The organism is Microbacterium sp. NPDC090007 (assembly GCF_044748345.1).
Lineage (GTDB): Bacteria > Actinomycetota > Actinomycetes > Actinomycetales > Microbacteriaceae > Microbacterium.
In genome coordinates this window covers 29,464-44,617 of record NZ_JBIVFV010000005.1, presented here as the reverse complement: position 1 = coordinate 44,617, position 15,154 = coordinate 29,464, and the positions used below count along the sequence as shown (strand labels likewise).

Below are 15,154 nucleotides of genomic sequence, written 5' to 3'. Positions count from 1 at the left end.
GCGCATTCGAGTCCATTCGGTCGCTCCCGCTCAGACCCGTCCGGTCCCGGTCCGCCTCTCGTCCCGTTCAGGTCGCTCGTCCCGTTGTGCCCTCGTCTGGCTCTGGTGCGGTGCGGCCTCGCCTCTTGTCCCGTTCAGGTCGCTCGTCCCGGTGTGCCCTCGTCTGGCTCTGGTGCGGTGCGGCCTCGCCTCTTGTCCCGTTCAGGTCGCTCGTCCCGGTGTGCCCTCGTCTGGCTCTGGTGCGGTGCGGCCTCGCCTCTCGTCCCGTTCAGGTCGCTCGTCCCGGTGTGCCCTCGTCTGGCTCTGGTGCGGTGCGGCCCCGCCTCTTGTCCCGTTCAGGTCGCTCGTCCCGCCCTCCATGCGTCCCGTACCGCTCTCGAGGCGTCCCGCACCGCGCTCGTCCCGTCCGTGCCCCGCCTGAAAGGATGGACGCATGGCCCACGACATCCGCCTCGTCGCCGTCGACATGGACGGCACGCTCCTCGACGGCGACGGCAACATTCCGGCATCCCTCTGGGATGTGCTGCCGCGCCTCGCCGAGCGGGACGTGGCCTTCGTGCCCGCGTCGGGACGTCAGATGGCCACGCTCCGGCAGGCCTTCGGAGATGCCGCCGGCGCGATGACCTTCATCGCCGAGAACGGTGCCTACGTCGTCCATGAGGGTGCCGAGATCGCCTCCGCGGTCATCGACCGCGACGTCGCCGAACGTGCGATTCGACACCTGCGCGCTCTCGTCGCGAGCGGTTACGACCTCGGCGTCGTGCTGTGCGGAAAGCGCTCCGCGTACATCGAACGCACCGACGCGGACTTCACCGCCCATGCAGCCACCTACTACGCGGCTCTCGAGACGGTCGACGACCTGCTCGCCGTCGACGACGACGTGCTGAAGATCGCGATCTACGACTATGCGCTCGCCGAAGACAGCGTCGGCCGCGCCCTCGACGACATCGCCGCAACCCACCGCGTGGTCGTGTCGGCGCGACACTGGGTCGACATCATGAACCCCGGTGTCGACAAGGGCACCGCCCTGCGCTCCCTGCAGCGGGCGCTGCAGGTCGCTCCTGCGCAGACCGCCGCGTTCGGCGACTACCTCAACGATCTCGAGATGATGGATGCCGCGCACTGGTCCTACGCGATGCACAACGCCCATCCCGAGGTCATCGCTCGCGCACGCCACCGCGCTCCGTCCAATCTCGACGAGGGGGTCCCCCGCACTCTGGCGCAGCTCTTCCCGGCCGGCTGAATCGACGCACGGCGAGCGCACCCCGGACACGCCCCGAGCTCACCCGGGACGCACGGGAACCGGACGACCGCGGCCTACAGCCCCGCCGCGTCGAGCGCCGCTGACAGATCGGCGAGAAGGTCCTCGGCATCCTCCAGCCCCACCGACAAGCGCAGGTGCCCGTAGCGACGGAACGGCTCCGGATAGCTCGCCGTGCGAGGACCGTCGGCCGCGGTGTGCACGATCAGGCTGTCGTCGTGGCCGAGCGAGAAGCCCGACGTGATCAGGCGCAACTGCGCGACGAAGCGATTCTGCGCGTCCGGATCGCCCTCGACGGCGAACGCCATCATTCCTCCGAAGCCCCGCCCGCCGAACTGACGAGCGGCGAGCTCGTGCTGCGGATGCGACGCAAGCCCGGGATACGCGACGAAAGCCACCCGCGGATCCGCCTCGAGGTGCTCCGCCACCCGCTGCGCCGTCGACAGATGCTGACGCAGCCGCAGGGGGAGCGTCACCGACCCGCGCTGGATCAGCCACGCGTTGAAGGGCGAGACGATCCCGCCGACGTCGACCATCGCGTCGGCCTTGATGGGCTCGATCAATTCCGTCCGCCCGATCACCGCCCCGCCCATCGCGTCGCCGTGACCGTTGATGTACTTGGTCAACGAGTGCACGACGAGGTCGGCCCCGTCATCGAGCGGACGATAGAACGGCGGGGGCGTGAACGTCGAATCCACCATCAGCACCGCGCCGCCCGCGTGGGCGATCTCGGCGAGGAGCGCGATGTCGGCGACCTTCGTCGTCGGGTTGGCGATCGCCTCCACGCACACGAGCACCGTCTCGGGACGCAAGGCCGCGCGCACGGCATCGGCGTCCGTGATGTCGACGAAAGTCGCATGGATGCCGTACCGCCGGGGCAGGAGCTCGCTCCACAACCGCCAGGTGGCCTCGTACACGACATCGCTCACGATGACGTGATCGCCGGTGCGCACGTGCGTGAAGAACACCGCGTGCAACGCCGCAACACCCGATGCGAGGGCGACGGCATCCTCCCCGTGCTCGAGCGCGGCGAGCTTGCGCTCCAGGGCGAGCTGATTGACCCCGGAATTCCGCGTGTACAGGTTCGGCGCGGTGGCCGACCAGCTGATCGCGCGGGGATCGTCCGGCAGGGCGAACGAGTTGGCCATGACCAGGGGCGTCTTCAGCGCGCGCGTACTGTCGAGCTCGATCCCGCCGTGCACCGCGAGACTCGACTCGCCCAGGCTGCGCTCCACCGTCCGATCCGGTCGATCGGCGCCACCGGCGCCCGCACGATCGGCACCCCCCCGCGACAGGCGGACCCGAGAGAGGGCCCTCGGTCGCCTGCACGTCGTCCATCGCCGTCATCGTGCACTCCTCTCGCCCGGAGGGTGGGGCGCCGGCCTGTCACCCCGGGCGAACGACCGCTTCACCCCCATCCGTCCAGCGTAGCGAGCGCACCGCACCCGCCCCCATCAACTACTGTGACCTGCGTCGCCCGGACGCCTGCACGGCTCCGGGCTCCCTCACGATTGCGAGATCCCCCATGAGTCGTCCCACCGAGTCGCCCGTCGACGTCCCCACGACCGGTGGGGGCCCCCGCCGTCTGCGCCGGGCCATGGAAGCGCGACACCTGGTGATGATCGCCCTGGGTGGCGTCATCGGATCGGGACTGTTCCTCAGCTCCGGGTACACGATCAACCAGGCCGGGCCGCTGGGAGCGGTTCTCGCCTACCTGCTCGGTGCGTTCGTCGTCTGGCTGGTCATGGTATGCCTCGGCGAGCTCGCCGTCGTCTACCCCGTCTCGGGATCGATCCACATCTACGCCGCCCGCACGATGGGTCCGGCGACCGGTTTCGCCACGGCGTGGTTGTACTGGCTCTGCTGGGTGGTCGCGCTCGGGTCGGAGTTCACGGCATCCGGGATCCTGATGCAGAGATGGTTCCCCGCCGTCGACGTCTGGGTGTGGTGCCTCGTCTTCGCCGGAGTGCTCTTCACCCTCAATGCGATCTCGGCGCGAGTCTTCGGTGAGACCGAGTTCTGGTTCGCCCTCATCAAGGTCGTCGCGATCGTGGCGCTCATCGTGCTCGGCACCATGGCGATCTTCGGTTTCACCCCGCTGTCGTCCGAACCGCACGCGGCGGTGGGGCTGAGCAACTTCGTCACCTCGGACGGACTGCTTCCGGCGGGCCTGGGCGGGGTGCTCATCACCTCGCTGGCGGTGTTCTACGCCTTCAGCGGCGCGGAACTGGTCGGCGTGGCCGCGGGCGAGACGAAGGATCCTGCCCGCAACATCCCGCGCGCCCTGCGCTCGACGGTGCTGCGGCTGCTGGTGCTGTTCGTCGGCTCGATCGTCGTGATCGCCGCGCTCCTGCCGTCCGAGCAGGCCGGACTGTCGTCGAGCCCGTTCGTCGACGTCTTCGAATACGTCGGCGTGCCCTACGCCGCCGACATCATGAACTTCGTCGTCATCACCGCCCTGCTCTCGGTGGGCAACAGCGGCCTCTACTCGTGCGCGCGCATGCTGTTCTCGCTCGCCGAAGAGGGGTACGCACCGCGAGCGTTCACCCGGCTCACACGCCGCGGCATCCCCCTGGTCGCGCTGCTGGTGAGTCTGGCGATCGGACTGGTGTCGCTGATCTCGAGCGTCATCGCCGCCGAGACGGTCTACCTCGTGCTCGTGTCGATCGCCGGATTCGCCGCGGTCGCGGTGTGGATGTCGATCGTGGCGGCGCAGTTCTTCCACCGACGGGCGTTCCTCCGTGACGGGGGAGACCCCGCCGACCTGGCGTTCCGGACGCCCTTGTACCCCCTGGTGCCGATTCTGGCGTTCGTGCTGCTGACGGCGTCGATCGTGGCGATCGCGTTCGACCCCAACCAGGCGCCGGCGCTGTATTTCGGCATCCCCTTCGTGGGCCTGTGCTACCTGTTCTTCTGGCTCCGCTACGGCCGCAAGGGGATCACCCCGATACGCCGCGACGAAGAGGCGCCCCTCGACTGACGGGTGTACGCCGCGGCCAGTCGAGCTCCTCGAGAGCGCCAGATCGGTGGATGCCGCCCACCCCGCGCCCGCGTTAGCGTCACGGGACCACGAGCTTGCGGGAGCAGACATGAGCACACGCGACACCCCCGGCGCATCTCCGACCGGGGCGGCCTCAGTCGGCGCTGCCGCGACGGGCGCTGCCTCGACCAGCGCTGCCCCGACCGGCGCGGCCTCGACCGGCGCTGCCGCGACCGGCGCGGCCCCGACCGGCGCTGCCGCGACCGGCGCATCCCCGACCGGCGCTGCCCCGATCGGCGCGGCCGCGACCGGCGCTGCCGCGACCGGCGCTGTCGCGACCGGCGCATCCCCGACCGGCGCATCCCCGACCGGCGCGGCCGCGACCGGCGCGGCCGCGACCGGCGCTGCCTCGACCGGCGCGGCCGCGACCGGCGCTGCCTCGACCGGCGCTGTCGCGACCGGCGCATCCCCGACCAGCGCCGTCGCGACCCGGGCCGACACGATCGTGGTCGGAGCGGGCATCGCGGGCTTGGCCGCCGCGCGCCTGCTGGCCCGCGCCGGTCGCCGCGTGATCGTCCTCGAGGCGCGCGACCGCGTCGGCGGGCGCGTCTTCACCGATCGCACGGGCGGACACATCACCGATCGCGGGGCATCCTGGATCCACGGCATCGACGACAGCCCGGTCGCCGACGCCGCCCGGGCCTTCGGCATGCCGATGGTGGAGTTCACCGTCGGTGGTTACCAACCCGACTCCCGTCCGCTGGCGTATTTCGACGCCGCCGGACGCCGCCTCGACGACGCCGCCGTGCGCGGCTACGCCGACGACATCCGCGCCGTCAACGCGACCCTCGTCGACCTGATCGCGGCATCCGGTCCCGATGCGACCTACGCCGATGTCGTCGAACAGGCCCTGGCGGCGCAGGGATGGGACGCCGAGCGCACCGAACGCGTGCGCGAATACAACGACCGGCGCGCCCAGGAGCAGTACGGCATCGGGATGGACGGCCTCGGCGCCCACGGACTCGACGACGACACCGTCAACGGCGACGAAGTGGTCTTTCCGAACGGGTACGACGAGCTCGCGACCCACCTCGCCGCCGGCCTCGACGTGCGTCTGGGCCACCGCGTCTCGCGCGTCGGTCGCACCGCCACCGGGATCGAGATCGACAGCGAGCACGGGGCGTTCTCGGCCGACGACGTGGTGATCACGGTTCCCGTCGGCGTCTTACACGCCGGCGACCTCGTCATCGAGCCCGACCTGCCCGAGGGGCACCGCCGAGCTCTCGGCCTCTTGCGCATGAACGCGTTCGAGAAGGTCGTGCTGCGTTTCGCGGAACGGTTCTGGGATGCCGGGATCTACGGCATCCGTCAGTTGGGCCGTGAGGGCCAGTGGTGGCACTCCTGGTACGACCTCGGTCGCCTGCACGACGAGCCGGCTCTGCTGACCTTCGCCGCGGGGCCGGCCGCGGTGGCGACGCGCGAGTGGAGCGACGACGAGATCGTGGCCTCCACGCTGGCGCAGTTGCGCCGGCTCTACGGCGCGGAGGTGTCGGAGCCCGTGAGCGCGGTCGTGACGCGTTGGCAGGACGATCCGTTCTCGCGCGGCTCGTATGCGTACATGCTGCCGGGCTCGGTCGGCGCTGACCACGACGACCTCGCCGACCCGGTCGACGGTGTGTTGCACCTCGCCGGAGAGGCGACGTGGGGCGACGACCCCGCGACGGTTCCCGGGGCGATGCTGTCGGGTCACCGCGCCGCGCAGAACGTGCTGGGCCGCGAGATCCCGGTCACCGAACTCTGGGCGTGAGGGGCGGGGCGCACGCGGCGGCCCGCCGAGGACCGACCGCTCGCACCCCCGAGGTCCGTCGCTTTGCGGGCCATCCGCCGACAGCAGGTCGACGCGGGGTGCGTCGCCGAGGGTCGGCGCCGCGCACACCGGGCGGGCCGCACGCCGGACGGGGCCCCTCAGCGCGGCTCGGGACCCGTGGCCACGGGCAGGTCGGGGTGGTTCGACCACTGGCTCCACGACCCCGGGAACACCCGCGGTTCGAACCCGGCGAGCGTCAGCGCGACCGCCTGGTGCGCGGCGGTCACCCCCGACCCGCAGTAGACGCCCACGCCCACGCCGTCCTCGGCGCCGAGCATGCGGAAACGTGCGCGCAGTTCGTCGGCGGGGCGGAAGCGACCGTCCCCTCCGACGTTCTCGGTGGTCGGGGCGCTGACCGCCCCGGGGATGTGCCCCGCGCGTGGATCGACGGGTTCCACCTCACCGCGGTATCGCTCCGCGGCGCGCGCATCCAGCAGCAGGTCGGAGTCGGCGAACCCGGCGACGGTCTCGAGCTCCAGCACCGGTAGCGACCCGTAGGTCAGTTCGATCGATCCGGACGCCGGGGTGTCGGCATCCCCCCGCTCGAGGGGGAGCCCCGCGTCGGTCCAGGCCGTGAGCGCGCCGTCCAGCAGTCGCACGTCGGCGACACCCGCGTGCCGCAGCAGCCACCACGCGCGGGCGCTCGAGAGGTTCTTCAGGTCGTCGTAGACGACCACCGTGTCGCCGGGGTCGATGCCCCAACGGCGGGCGGCGGCTTGCAGCGATGCGATCGGGGGCAGGGGATGCCGCCCCTCGGTCGGAGCGCCGTGGGTGGCGAGGTCGTGGTCGAGATCGACGTACTGCGCCCCGGGGATGTGGCCGGCGCGGTAGTCGGGGCGCCCGTCGGGTCGATCGAGGCGCCAGCGCACGTCGAGGATGCGGACGGGACCGCCATCGGGGAACGCCCCGGTCTCGACGGAGGCGTGCAGGTCGGCGGCGGAGACGAGGATCCCGGTCATGGTTCCAGTCTGACGGTCATGGCCGAGCCACGGGAGCCGGTGCGGGAGTCGCCGCAGGCGTCGCCGCGGGAGCCGGTGCGGGAGCCGGTGCGGGAGTCGCCGCAGGCGTCGCCGCAGGCGTCGCCGCGGGAGCCGCCCCGGGCGTCGTCGCGCGAGGCGTCGCGCCCGCTGTCGAGGGGATCGCCGCGTCCGAGGCCCCGGACGCCGCCGTCGGGACCTCTTCTGCATTCGTCGCCGAAGAGGACGCATCGCCCGGGGACCGTGTGGCCCCGTCCGTGACCCGGGCTCGGGCGCGGTCGTGCCGCGAGGCGATCGGCACGACCTCCGTGGCCCGGGGCAGTCCCATGGCGGGGGTGCCGACGTAGATCGACTCGGCGCGGTCGACCAGGTACGTCTCGTGCCAGATGCCCACGGCACGAGGCGCCTTGCGCGCTCGACGGTTGAAGCGCGTCCACGCCGGACGATGCTCCTGGGCGGGGGCCGAGGCGTACGCGTAGAGCTTGTCGAGCGACGACCAGTACTGCACCAGGTACGGCCCGCGCGCGCCGATGAGCATCGAGTACCCGAGCAGGCCCGAATCGGGATCCGTACTGAGCTCGCGCAGCATCTTGGGCATGTCCGCGAAGACCGGCATCCACAGGTCGGGACGCCACCACTGGTTGACGGTCATTCCGATGTGGAAGACGACGAGTTCGTCGTTCCACCGATGGGTCATTCGACCCGGGATGAGGGATGCCATGGCTCGTCCTTTCTGGATAGTGACACTATCCAGTGTTAGATAGTGTTGCTATCGAGTCAAGGGGGGATCGTGCGGATCTCAGAACTGTCCACGCGCAGCGGCGTCCCCGTCGCCACCATCAAGTACTACCTGCGCGAGAAACTGCTCCCCGAGGGTGAGCGGTCCGCACCCACGCAGGCCGCATACGGCGAGGCGCACGTGCAGCGACTGGGCGTCATCCGCGCCCTCGTCGACGCGGGGGTCGGCATCGCCGGGGTCCGCAAGGTCGTCGGCGTCCTCGAGGAGCCTCCTGAGAATCCGTACGAACTCCTCGGTGCCGCCAACGCCGCCGTCACCCCCGCGGTCTCGGCGGATGTCGACCTCAGCGCCGCCCAGGCGCTGCTCGAGCGCATGGGCGGCGCTCCCGAGGCGTGCTTCCCCGACCAGATCGCCGCCGTCGCGCATGCCCTGGCCGCCCTGGATCGCGCCGGGTTCACCGTCCCGGACACCGTCATGGACGCCTACGTCGAGCACCTGGGCGCCCTCGCCGAGGCGGAGCTCGCGGCGACCCCGCAGACGACGATCGAAGACGCCGTACGGTACGTCGTGCTGGGGACCGCGCTCGTGGAGCCGCTCATCCTGGCCCTCCGCCGCGTCGGCGAACAGGTCGCGGCGTCGCGCCGGTTCGGGGCCCCGCCCGGTCAGGGGTGAGGATCGGGCACCGCCCCGTCGAGCCCGCAGCTCGGGCGGTTCGCCGCGCATGGTCCCGGTACGGTCGAGTCATGGCTGTCACCGTGCACCGCGCGCCCGTCGCCGACATCGCCCCCCTCACGTTGTATCGCATCCTGTGGTTGCGCATCTCCGTCTTCGTGGTCGAGCAGGGCGCCGCCTATCCCGAGATCGACGGGCGCGACATCGAGCCGGGCGCAGAGCTGATGTGGGCGTCCGAGGGTGACGAGGTGCTCGCGACCCTGCGACTGCTGCGCGAGTCGTCCCACTCCCGCATCGGTCGGGTGGCGACCGCCCCGCACGCCCGCGGCCGGGGAATCGCCGCCGAACTGATGCGCGCCGCCGTCGGGCGGCTCGAGGTCGAGATGCCCCGGGGGCCGATCCTCCTCGATGCGCAGGCGCACCTCGCCGAATGGTACGGCCGCTTCGGCTTCATCGTGGCGGGGGCGGCTTTCTCCGAGGACGGCATTCCTCACGTCCCCATGCGCCGCGACGAGGTCTGAGGGGTCGGGGCCGCCGGGGGACGGCCGTCTCTACACCGGCCGGGAGCCACGCGTCCGGGCGACCGCCCGCGCCGTCGCGCCGCGGGGTCCCGCGCCGGCGTGCCGCGGGGTCCGCCCGCGCCGTCGCGCCGCGTGCTCGCCCGCGCCGTCGCGCCGCGTGCTCGCCCGCGCCGTCGCGCCGCGTGCCTCGCCCGCGCCCGGGGGTGCCCGTCGGTGCATCCTCGGCCCGCCGGCTGCCGGCGCCGTCGTCGCGCGGGCCGGGGCCTTTGTCGAGGCGGCCCGCCGCGGCATCCGGATACGCCGGCCTGCGCCGCGGGGTTCGCCCAGTGCCGCGGGGTTCGCGCTAGTGCCGCGGGGTTCGCGCTGGTGCCACGGGTTTCGTGGTGACGCCGAGCACCGGTTCGACTCTTCACAAAGGAAAGGCTAACCTAACTTTTCGACCGGGCCGAGACCTCGCCCCGGCCGCCCTGCACAGACAGCACTGGAGAGATCCGCATGAGTTCACGCCTGTTCCGCCCCCTCGCCGTCGCCGCGCTCGCGGCCGGTCTCGCCCTCACCGGGTGCGCCTCCGCGGCGCCCGCCCCGGCTGAGCAGCCCGCCGCCGCATCCACGGTGACCGTGGAGGACAATCACGGATCGATCGAGGTTCCGGTCGCGCCCGAGCGGGTCGTCGCCCTCGACAACACGACGTTCCAGACGCTCAGCGACTGGGGAGTGACGCTCGTCGCCGCCCCGAAGCCCCTCATGTACGACCTCTGGCCGTCGCTCTCGGGCGATGACGAGGTGCTCGACGTCGGCCTGCACCGCGAGCCCGACATCGAGGCCGTCGTCGCCAGCGAGCCCGACCTGATCGTGGGCGGGTACCGCTTCCGCGAGATCTACGACCAGCTCACCGAGATCCAGCCCGCGACCATCGAGACGAGCCCGCGCGACGGCGAGGACCACACCGCGGAGCTCAAGCGTCAGACGGCCATTCTGGGCCAGGTCTTCGCGAAGCAGGACGAGGCCGCGCAGCTGTCCGCCGACCTGGATGACGCCATCTCCGACGCGCGCGAGGCGTACGACCCGTCGCAGACGGTGATGGGACTCATCACCTCGGGCGGCAAGATCGCCTACGCCGCGCCCGGGGAGGGACGCGGCGTCGGGACGCTGTTCCCGACGCTCGGCCTCACACCCGCCCTGGAGCGTTCGGCGGAGGACGCCTCGCATGGCGACGACATCAGCGTCGAGGCGATCGCCGCGGCGAACCCCGAGTGGCTGTTCGTGCTCGATCGCGACGCGATGTTCGGCGAGGACGGCTATGTCGCGGCGAAAGAACTGGTCGAGAACGCCGAAGCGCTGAAGAACGTCCCCGCCGTCCAGAAGGGGCAGATCGTCTATCTCGACGCGGGCTTCTACCTCGACGAAGGCATCCAGGCCTACACGAAGCTGTACCGCTCGGCCGCCGAGGCGTTCGCGTCCTGACCCGTTCTCCGACCCGCTCGCGCGAGGGGTCGAGACCTGCCGCCCGGGCACTCGCCGGGTGACAGGGAACGACCCCTCACGCGTGGCGGAGCGGAACGGATGCCATGACTTCCCAGCTCCATCGCCCCCGCACGCGCACGCGCACCGCGCTGCCCCTCGCCCTCGCGGGCGTGGCGGCGCTGGTCGTCCTGTCGCTGTTCGTCGGTGCCTACGATCTCGCCGCCGACGACTTCGGCGACGAGATGTTCCTGATCTCGCGCGTTCCCCGCACCGTCGCCCTCGTCCTGGCGGGCTGCGCCATGGCCGTATCGGGCCTCATCATGCAAGTGCTCACCCAGAACCGTTTCGTCGAACCGTCGACGACCGGGACGAGCGAGTGGGCCGCCCTGGGGCTGCTCGTCACGGTGCTGCTCGTGCCGACCGCGCCCCTATGGAGCCGAATGATCGCCGCCTCGGTCGCCGCCTTCGTCGGAACGATGGTGTTCATCGGCATCCTGCAGCGCATCTCCCTGCGATCGTCGCTCGTCGTGCCCCTCATCGGCATCATGCTCGGTGCCGTCGTCTCGGCCTTCACCACCTATCTCGCCGTCTCGACCAACTCGCTGCAGATGCTCGGCACGTGGTTCATGGGCAGTTTCACCTCGATCGTCCGGGGACGCTACGAGGTGCTGTGGATCGTCGCCGTCGTCGTGCTCCTGGTCTTCGTCTACGCCGACCGGATCACCGTCGCCGGGCTCGGGCGCGACATCGCCACGTCGGTGGGACTCGACCACACCCGCGTGCTCGTGATCGGTACGGGCCTGGTCGCCGTCGCGACCGGTGTGACCACCGTGGTGGTCGGATTCCTACCCTTCCTCGGCCTCGTGGTGCCGAATCTCGTGTCGATGTGGCGCGGCGACAATGCGCGCGCGAACCTCCCCTGGGTGTGCCTCGGGGGCGTCGCCATCGTCGTCGTGTGCGACGTCGTCGGGCGCGTCATCCGGATGCCGTTCGAGGTCCCTGTCTCGATGATCCTCGGAGTGGTCGGCTCCGCCGTGTTCATCACGTTGCTCCTGAGGATGCGCGCCCGTGCCTGACACCCTGACGACGGCCCTCGCTGCTCCTCCGCGCCGGCCCCGGATCGCCTGGCGTTTCGGCATCCTGGTGATCATCGTCGTCGTCGCGGCGGCGGGCGTGCTGACCTGGGACGTCCCGGGGGACCCCGGGACGCGTGGCTTCTGGATCGCGGTGAACCTGCGCGTCGTGAGCGTGGCGACCATCGCCCTGGTCGCCTGCTGCCAGGCGGTGGCGACCGTCCTTTTCCACACCGCCACGGCGAACCGCATCCTGACGCCCTCGATCATGGGTTTCGACGCGCTCTATGTCGTGATGCAGACCGCTCTCGTGTTCTTCTTCGGCAGCGCGGCACTCTCGGCGACGGACGGCCTGCTCAAGGTCGCCGTGCAGAGCGTGCTGATGGTCGGTTTCGCGACGCTGCTGTACGGCTGGTTGTTCGCGGGCCGCCGCGGAAACCTGCACATCATGCTGCTGGTGGGAGTGGTGCTCGGTGTCGGCTTGGGGTCGCTGTCGACCGTCATGCAGCGTCTGCTCACCCCGAGCGACTTCGACATCCTGTCCGCCCGCCTCTTCGGCAACCTGTCGAACTCCGACCCCGACTACCTGCCCTGGGGCGCGCTGGTCGTCGTCGGGGTGCTCGCGCTCGTCTGGCGCGGCCGGCGCCGACTCGACGTCCTGGCCCTCGGCCGCGAGACGTCGCTCTCGCTCGGCCTCGCCTATCGCCGCGAGGTGATCGGCGTCCTCGTGCTGGTCGCGGTGCTGGTCTCCGTGTCGACGACGATGGTCGGTCCGATGACCTTCTTCGGCTTCATCGTCGCCACCCTCGCCTATCAGCTCGCGGGGTCGTCGCAGCACCGCGTCGTGCTGCCGTTCGCCGTGCTGCTCGGCATGGCGACCCTGCTGGCAGGCTATTTCGTCCTGCGCCACATCTTCTATGCCGCAGGCATGCTGTCGATCATCATCGAGTTCGTCGGCGGCCTGTTCTTCCTCGTCTACCTCCTCCGAAAGGGGAGCCTGTGATCTCTCTCACCGACGTCACGATGACCTACGGCGACGACACCGTGCTCGGACCGGTGACCCTCGACATCCCCGCGGGTGGGGTCACAGCGCTCGTCGGCCCGAACGGAGCGGGCAAGTCGACCTTGCTCACGATCGTCGGACGCCTGTCGACGGCGACCACGGGGCGGGTCACCGTGGCGGGCAACGACGTCGCCACGACCTCCGGGCGCGCTCTTGCGAAGATCGTGTCGATCCTGCGTCAGGAGAACCACTTCGTCACGCGGTTGACCGTGCGCGAGCTGGTGGGTTTCGGTCGCTTCCCCCACTCGCAGGGGCGACTCGGTGCCGAGGATCACGCGAAAATCGACGAGGCCATCGCCTTCCTCGACCTCGGTGCTCTCTCGGGGCGCTATCTCGACCAGCTGTCCGGCGGTCAGCGTCAGCGCGCGTACGTCGCCATGGTCCTCGCGCAGGACACCGATTACATCCTGCTCGACGAGCCCCTCAACAACCTCGACATGAAGCACGCCGTCGCCATGATGGGCCAGCTCCGCCGCGCGGCCGACGAGCTCGGAAAGACGATCGTGATCGTCGTGCACGACATCAACTTCGCCGCCGCCTATGCCGACCGCATCGTCGCCCTGGCCGAGGGGCAGGTGGTGCACGTCGGTACACCGGCCGATCTCATGACCTCCGACACGCTCGAGCAGGTGTTCGGGACCCCGGTCGAGGTGCGGCGCGACGGCGCCTACCCGCTCGCCGTGTACTACCGATGAGGTGTGCGTCGTGACCTAGAGCTCGATGCCGTTGTCGGGGTCGTTGACGCCGACGTTGCGCCCGCGACCGGACTCGTAGGCGATGAGCCACCCGACCGACACCGCGGCCGCGATGACGAGCCCGAGCCATACGTTCTGCCACACGAGTCCGAACAGGATGCCGAGTCCCAGCAGCAGGACGCTCCCCAGCACCCAGTACGTGCGTCCGCGCGGCCAGCCGGTCCCCGTCTGCATCATGGAGCCAGCCTAGGGCGTCGGGTGGGATCGATCCGATGGACGTGATCGGGCCGCACCCGCCGACACGAGCGGTCGAGCCCCGATCGTCCACCGGGGCGGGCCGACTGGATCCGTCGACGCGAACGGGCGGCCGGACGCGCTCAGTCCTCTTCGCCGACGGCGACCATCCACGCCACACCGAAACGATCGACGAGCGTGCCGTAGAGCCCGCCCCACGGCGGCACGCCCACGGGCACCTCGACGCGGCCGCCCTCGGCCAGGGCATCGAACCAGCCTCGCAGGTCGGCTTCTTCGTCGCCGGTGAGGGCGAGGGTGAACCCACCGGAGGGAGCCAGATCCATTCCGGCGGGGGTGTCCGACGCCATGAGGACGAACCCCCGGGGGGTGCGTAGCCGCGCGTGCATGACGAGTCCGCCCTCACCCTCGCCGACCGGCATCTCGAAGTCGTCGAAGGTCGCGACGTCGAGGTCGCCCCCGAACACCGAATGGTAGAACTCCATCGCCTCGCGCGTGGAGGAACGGAACTGCAGGTACGTGACGAGGGTCGTGGTCATGCGGCCAGTGTGCACCCGTCGAGCGACGATGTCACCACCCCGGGCGTCAGCGGTCGCGATGGTCCTCGGGATGCAGACGCGGGCCGCGCCGCGGCTCGAGAGCGGACCCCGCGTAGATCAGACGGATCACGCGCTGGCGGTGCCCCGCGAACGGTTCGAGGAGTTCCAGCATGCCGTCGTCGTCGGTGCGATGACCGGTGAGGGCGAAGCCCACCTGGTGGGCGAGGTGATAGTCGCCGACGCTCACGGCATCCGGATCCCCGAAGGCGCGGATGCGCGTCTCGGCGCTGGTCCAGATGCCGACCCCGCGCAGGCTGATGAACACGCGGTCGCGGGCCTCGCCGTCTGCGGCGGCCTCGGCCGCGCGGACCACGCTCGCGCCGCGGCGTGCGGTCTCGACGATGGTGCGCGATTGCGGCGGCTCGAGGCCCGCCCGATGCCACGCCCACGACGGGATGTGCCGCCAGCCATCGACGTCGGGAGGGGCGAACATCGGTCGCGGCGTGGGGCCCGGCGCGCGCTCGCCGTACCAGGTGACGATGCTGCGCCAGGCCGAGAACGCCTGCATGCTCGTGACCTTCTGCTCCATGATCGCGCTGACCAGGGCGTCGAAGATCAGATCGGTGCGGCCGATGCGGAGATCGGGATGACGACGATGCCATTCGGCGACCGAAGGATGCCGAGCGGCATCGAAGCCGTCGGGGTCGTCCCGGGCACCGCACAACGCCGGAAGCTGTTCGAGGGCCCACGTGGCCCCGGGGCCCCACGCGGCCGCGCGGACGGTACCGCCGACGCTCTGGCGCAGCGCCAGTGTCGCGATACCGACGGGGGTGCGGCTGACCCGCCACACGATGCCCCCCGCCGCCATCGGCGTCGAGGCGTGGTAGGTCGGATCGTTGCTCCCGTGCCGCTGCGCGGCGACCGTGCGGCCGACATCCACGGGAACGCGCGGCCGGTACTCGCTCTCGAGGGGGCGTTCGGTGGGGACGACGAGGTCGCGTGACGCCAGTCGCCCGCGCACCTCGGTCGATCTCATGCCGACACCTTACGT

General features: G+C 70.9%; 14 protein-coding genes and 1 pseudogene. 9 read left to right on the top strand and 6 right to left on the bottom strand.

Going from position 1 to position 15,154, the window contains the following annotated elements:
- The first annotated feature begins 433 nt into the window (after positions 1–433).
- Positions 434–1,243: a Cof-type HAD-IIB family hydrolase gene (locus ACIPVB_RS14970; RefSeq protein ID WP_400369941.1), complete on the top strand. Its 810-nt coding sequence runs from the start codon at positions 434–436 to the stop codon at positions 1,241–1,243.
- Between the two features lie 74 nt (positions 1,244–1,317).
- Here ACIPVB_RS14970 and ACIPVB_RS14965 read toward each other — a convergent pair whose 3' ends face one another.
- The gene (locus ACIPVB_RS14965) at positions 1,318–2,496 is read right to left on the bottom strand and encodes a trans-sulfuration enzyme family protein (RefSeq protein WP_400369939.1); all 1,179 of its coding nucleotides are present in this window, start codon (positions 2,494–2,496) and stop codon (positions 1,318–1,320) included.
- A 290-nt stretch (positions 2,497–2,786) separates the two neighbouring features.
- Between ACIPVB_RS14965 and ACIPVB_RS14960 the strand changes: the two genes are divergently transcribed.
- Together ACIPVB_RS14960 and ACIPVB_RS14955 are read left to right on the top strand one after the other, a co-directional pair.
- Complete coding sequence (locus ACIPVB_RS14960) at positions 2,787–4,241, top strand: amino acid permease (RefSeq protein ID WP_400369938.1); 1,455 nt, start codon at positions 2,787–2,789, stop codon at positions 4,239–4,241.
- A 109-nt stretch (positions 4,242–4,350) separates the two neighbouring features.
- On the top strand, positions 4,351–6,048 hold the full coding sequence (locus tag ACIPVB_RS14955) for a flavin monoamine oxidase family protein (protein WP_400369937.1): 1,698 nt from the start codon (positions 4,351–4,353) through the stop codon (positions 6,046–6,048).
- Between the two features lie 158 nt (positions 6,049–6,206).
- Here ACIPVB_RS14955 and ACIPVB_RS14950 read toward each other — a convergent pair whose 3' ends face one another.
- Positions 6,207–7,067: a sulfurtransferase gene (locus ACIPVB_RS14950; RefSeq protein ID WP_400369936.1), complete on the bottom strand. Its 861-nt coding sequence runs from the start codon at positions 7,065–7,067 to the stop codon at positions 6,207–6,209.
- A 253-nt stretch (positions 7,068–7,320) separates the two neighbouring features.
- Positions 7,321–7,806, bottom strand: a pseudogene (locus ACIPVB_RS14945) (DUF4188 domain-containing protein); the annotation flags it as partial.
- 69 nt (positions 7,807–7,875) lie between these two features.
- Between ACIPVB_RS14945 and ACIPVB_RS14940 the strand changes: the two are divergent.
- The 6 genes from ACIPVB_RS14940 (at position 7,876) to ACIPVB_RS14915 (ending at position 13,312) form a co-directional block, all read left to right on the top strand.
- The gene (locus ACIPVB_RS14940) at positions 7,876–8,496 is read left to right on the top strand and encodes a MerR family transcriptional regulator (protein ID WP_400369935.1); all 621 of its coding nucleotides are present in this window, start codon (positions 7,876–7,878) and stop codon (positions 8,494–8,496) included.
- 71 nt (positions 8,497–8,567) lie between these two features.
- On the top strand, positions 8,568–9,017 hold the full coding sequence (locus tag ACIPVB_RS14935) for a GNAT family N-acetyltransferase (RefSeq protein WP_400369933.1): 450 nt from the start codon (positions 8,568–8,570) through the stop codon (positions 9,015–9,017).
- Positions 9,018–9,512: 495 nt separating this feature from the next.
- Positions 9,513–10,481, top strand: coding sequence for a siderophore ABC transporter substrate-binding protein (locus ACIPVB_RS14930; protein ID WP_400369931.1), 969 nt, complete (start codon positions 9,513–9,515; stop codon positions 10,479–10,481).
- Positions 10,482–10,585: 104 nt separating this feature from the next.
- Positions 10,586–11,557 carry an iron chelate uptake ABC transporter family permease subunit gene (locus ACIPVB_RS14925; protein WP_400369929.1) on the top strand — a complete coding sequence of 324 codons (972 nt, stop codon included), beginning with the start codon at positions 10,586–10,588 and terminating at the stop codon, positions 11,555–11,557.
- On the top strand, positions 11,550–12,557 hold the full coding sequence (locus ACIPVB_RS14920) for an iron chelate uptake ABC transporter family permease subunit (protein ID WP_400369928.1): 1,008 nt from the start codon (positions 11,550–11,552) through the stop codon (positions 12,555–12,557). Before ACIPVB_RS14925 ends, ACIPVB_RS14920 begins: the two co-directional genes overlap by 8 nt.
- Positions 12,554–13,312 carry an ABC transporter ATP-binding protein gene (locus ACIPVB_RS14915; protein WP_400369927.1) on the top strand — a complete coding sequence of 253 codons (759 nt, stop codon included), beginning with the start codon at positions 12,554–12,556 and terminating at the stop codon, positions 13,310–13,312. The genes ACIPVB_RS14920 and ACIPVB_RS14915 overlap by 4 nt, the downstream gene beginning before the upstream one ends.
- Positions 13,313–13,327: 15 nt before the next feature.
- Here the strand turns inward: ACIPVB_RS14915 and ACIPVB_RS14910 are convergent, their stop codons facing one another.
- The 3 genes from ACIPVB_RS14910 to ACIPVB_RS14900 all read right to left on the bottom strand — a co-directional run bounded on the left by ACIPVB_RS14910 (position 13,328) and on the right by ACIPVB_RS14900 (position 15,139).
- Entirely contained in the window at positions 13,328–13,549 is a 222-nt protein-coding gene (locus ACIPVB_RS14910; RefSeq protein WP_400369926.1) for a hypothetical protein, read from the bottom strand.
- Positions 13,550–13,689: 140 nt separating this feature from the next.
- Positions 13,690–14,103, bottom strand: a complete 414-nt coding sequence (locus tag ACIPVB_RS14905; protein WP_400369924.1) for a VOC family protein — start codon at positions 14,101–14,103, stop codon at positions 13,690–13,692.
- Between the two features lie 46 nt (positions 14,104–14,149).
- Complete coding sequence (locus tag ACIPVB_RS14900; RefSeq protein WP_400369923.1) at positions 14,150–15,139, bottom strand: DNA-3-methyladenine glycosylase family protein; 990 nt, start codon at positions 15,137–15,139, stop codon at positions 14,150–14,152.
- Positions 15,140–15,154 lie beyond the last annotated feature (15 nt).

What these genes read in the sequence shown, in the direction of transcription:
- ACIPVB_RS14950 (WP_400369936.1), bottom strand. Translation starts at nt 7,067, where the DNA reads ATGACCGGGATCCTCGTCTCCGCCGCCGACCTGCACGCCTCCGTCGAG.
- ACIPVB_RS14925 (WP_400369929.1), top strand. Translation starts at nt 10,586, where the DNA reads ATGACTTCCCAGCTCCATCGCCCCCGCACGCGCACGCGCACCGCGCTG.
- ACIPVB_RS14930 (WP_400369931.1), top strand. Translation starts at nt 9,513, where the DNA reads ATGAGTTCACGCCTGTTCCGCCCCCTCGCCGTCGCCGCGCTCGCGGCC.
- ACIPVB_RS14955 (WP_400369937.1), top strand. Translation starts at nt 4,351, where the DNA reads ATGAGCACACGCGACACCCCCGGCGCATCTCCGACCGGGGCGGCCTCA.
- ACIPVB_RS14935 (WP_400369933.1), top strand. Translation starts at nt 8,568, where the DNA reads ATGGCTGTCACCGTGCACCGCGCGCCCGTCGCCGACATCGCCCCCCTC.
- ACIPVB_RS14905 (WP_400369924.1), bottom strand. Translation starts at nt 14,103, where the DNA reads ATGACCACGACCCTCGTCACGTACCTGCAGTTCCGTTCCTCCACGCGC.
- ACIPVB_RS14970 (WP_400369941.1), top strand. Translation starts at nt 434, where the DNA reads ATGGCCCACGACATCCGCCTCGTCGCCGTCGACATGGACGGCACGCTC.
- ACIPVB_RS14960 (WP_400369938.1), top strand. Translation starts at nt 2,787, where the DNA reads ATGAGTCGTCCCACCGAGTCGCCCGTCGACGTCCCCACGACCGGTGGG.
- ACIPVB_RS14900 (WP_400369923.1), bottom strand. Translation starts at nt 15,139, where the DNA reads ATGAGATCGACCGAGGTGCGCGGGCGACTGGCGTCACGCGACCTCGTC.
- ACIPVB_RS14910 (WP_400369926.1), bottom strand. Translation starts at nt 13,549, where the DNA reads ATGATGCAGACGGGGACCGGCTGGCCGCGCGGACGCACGTACTGGGTG.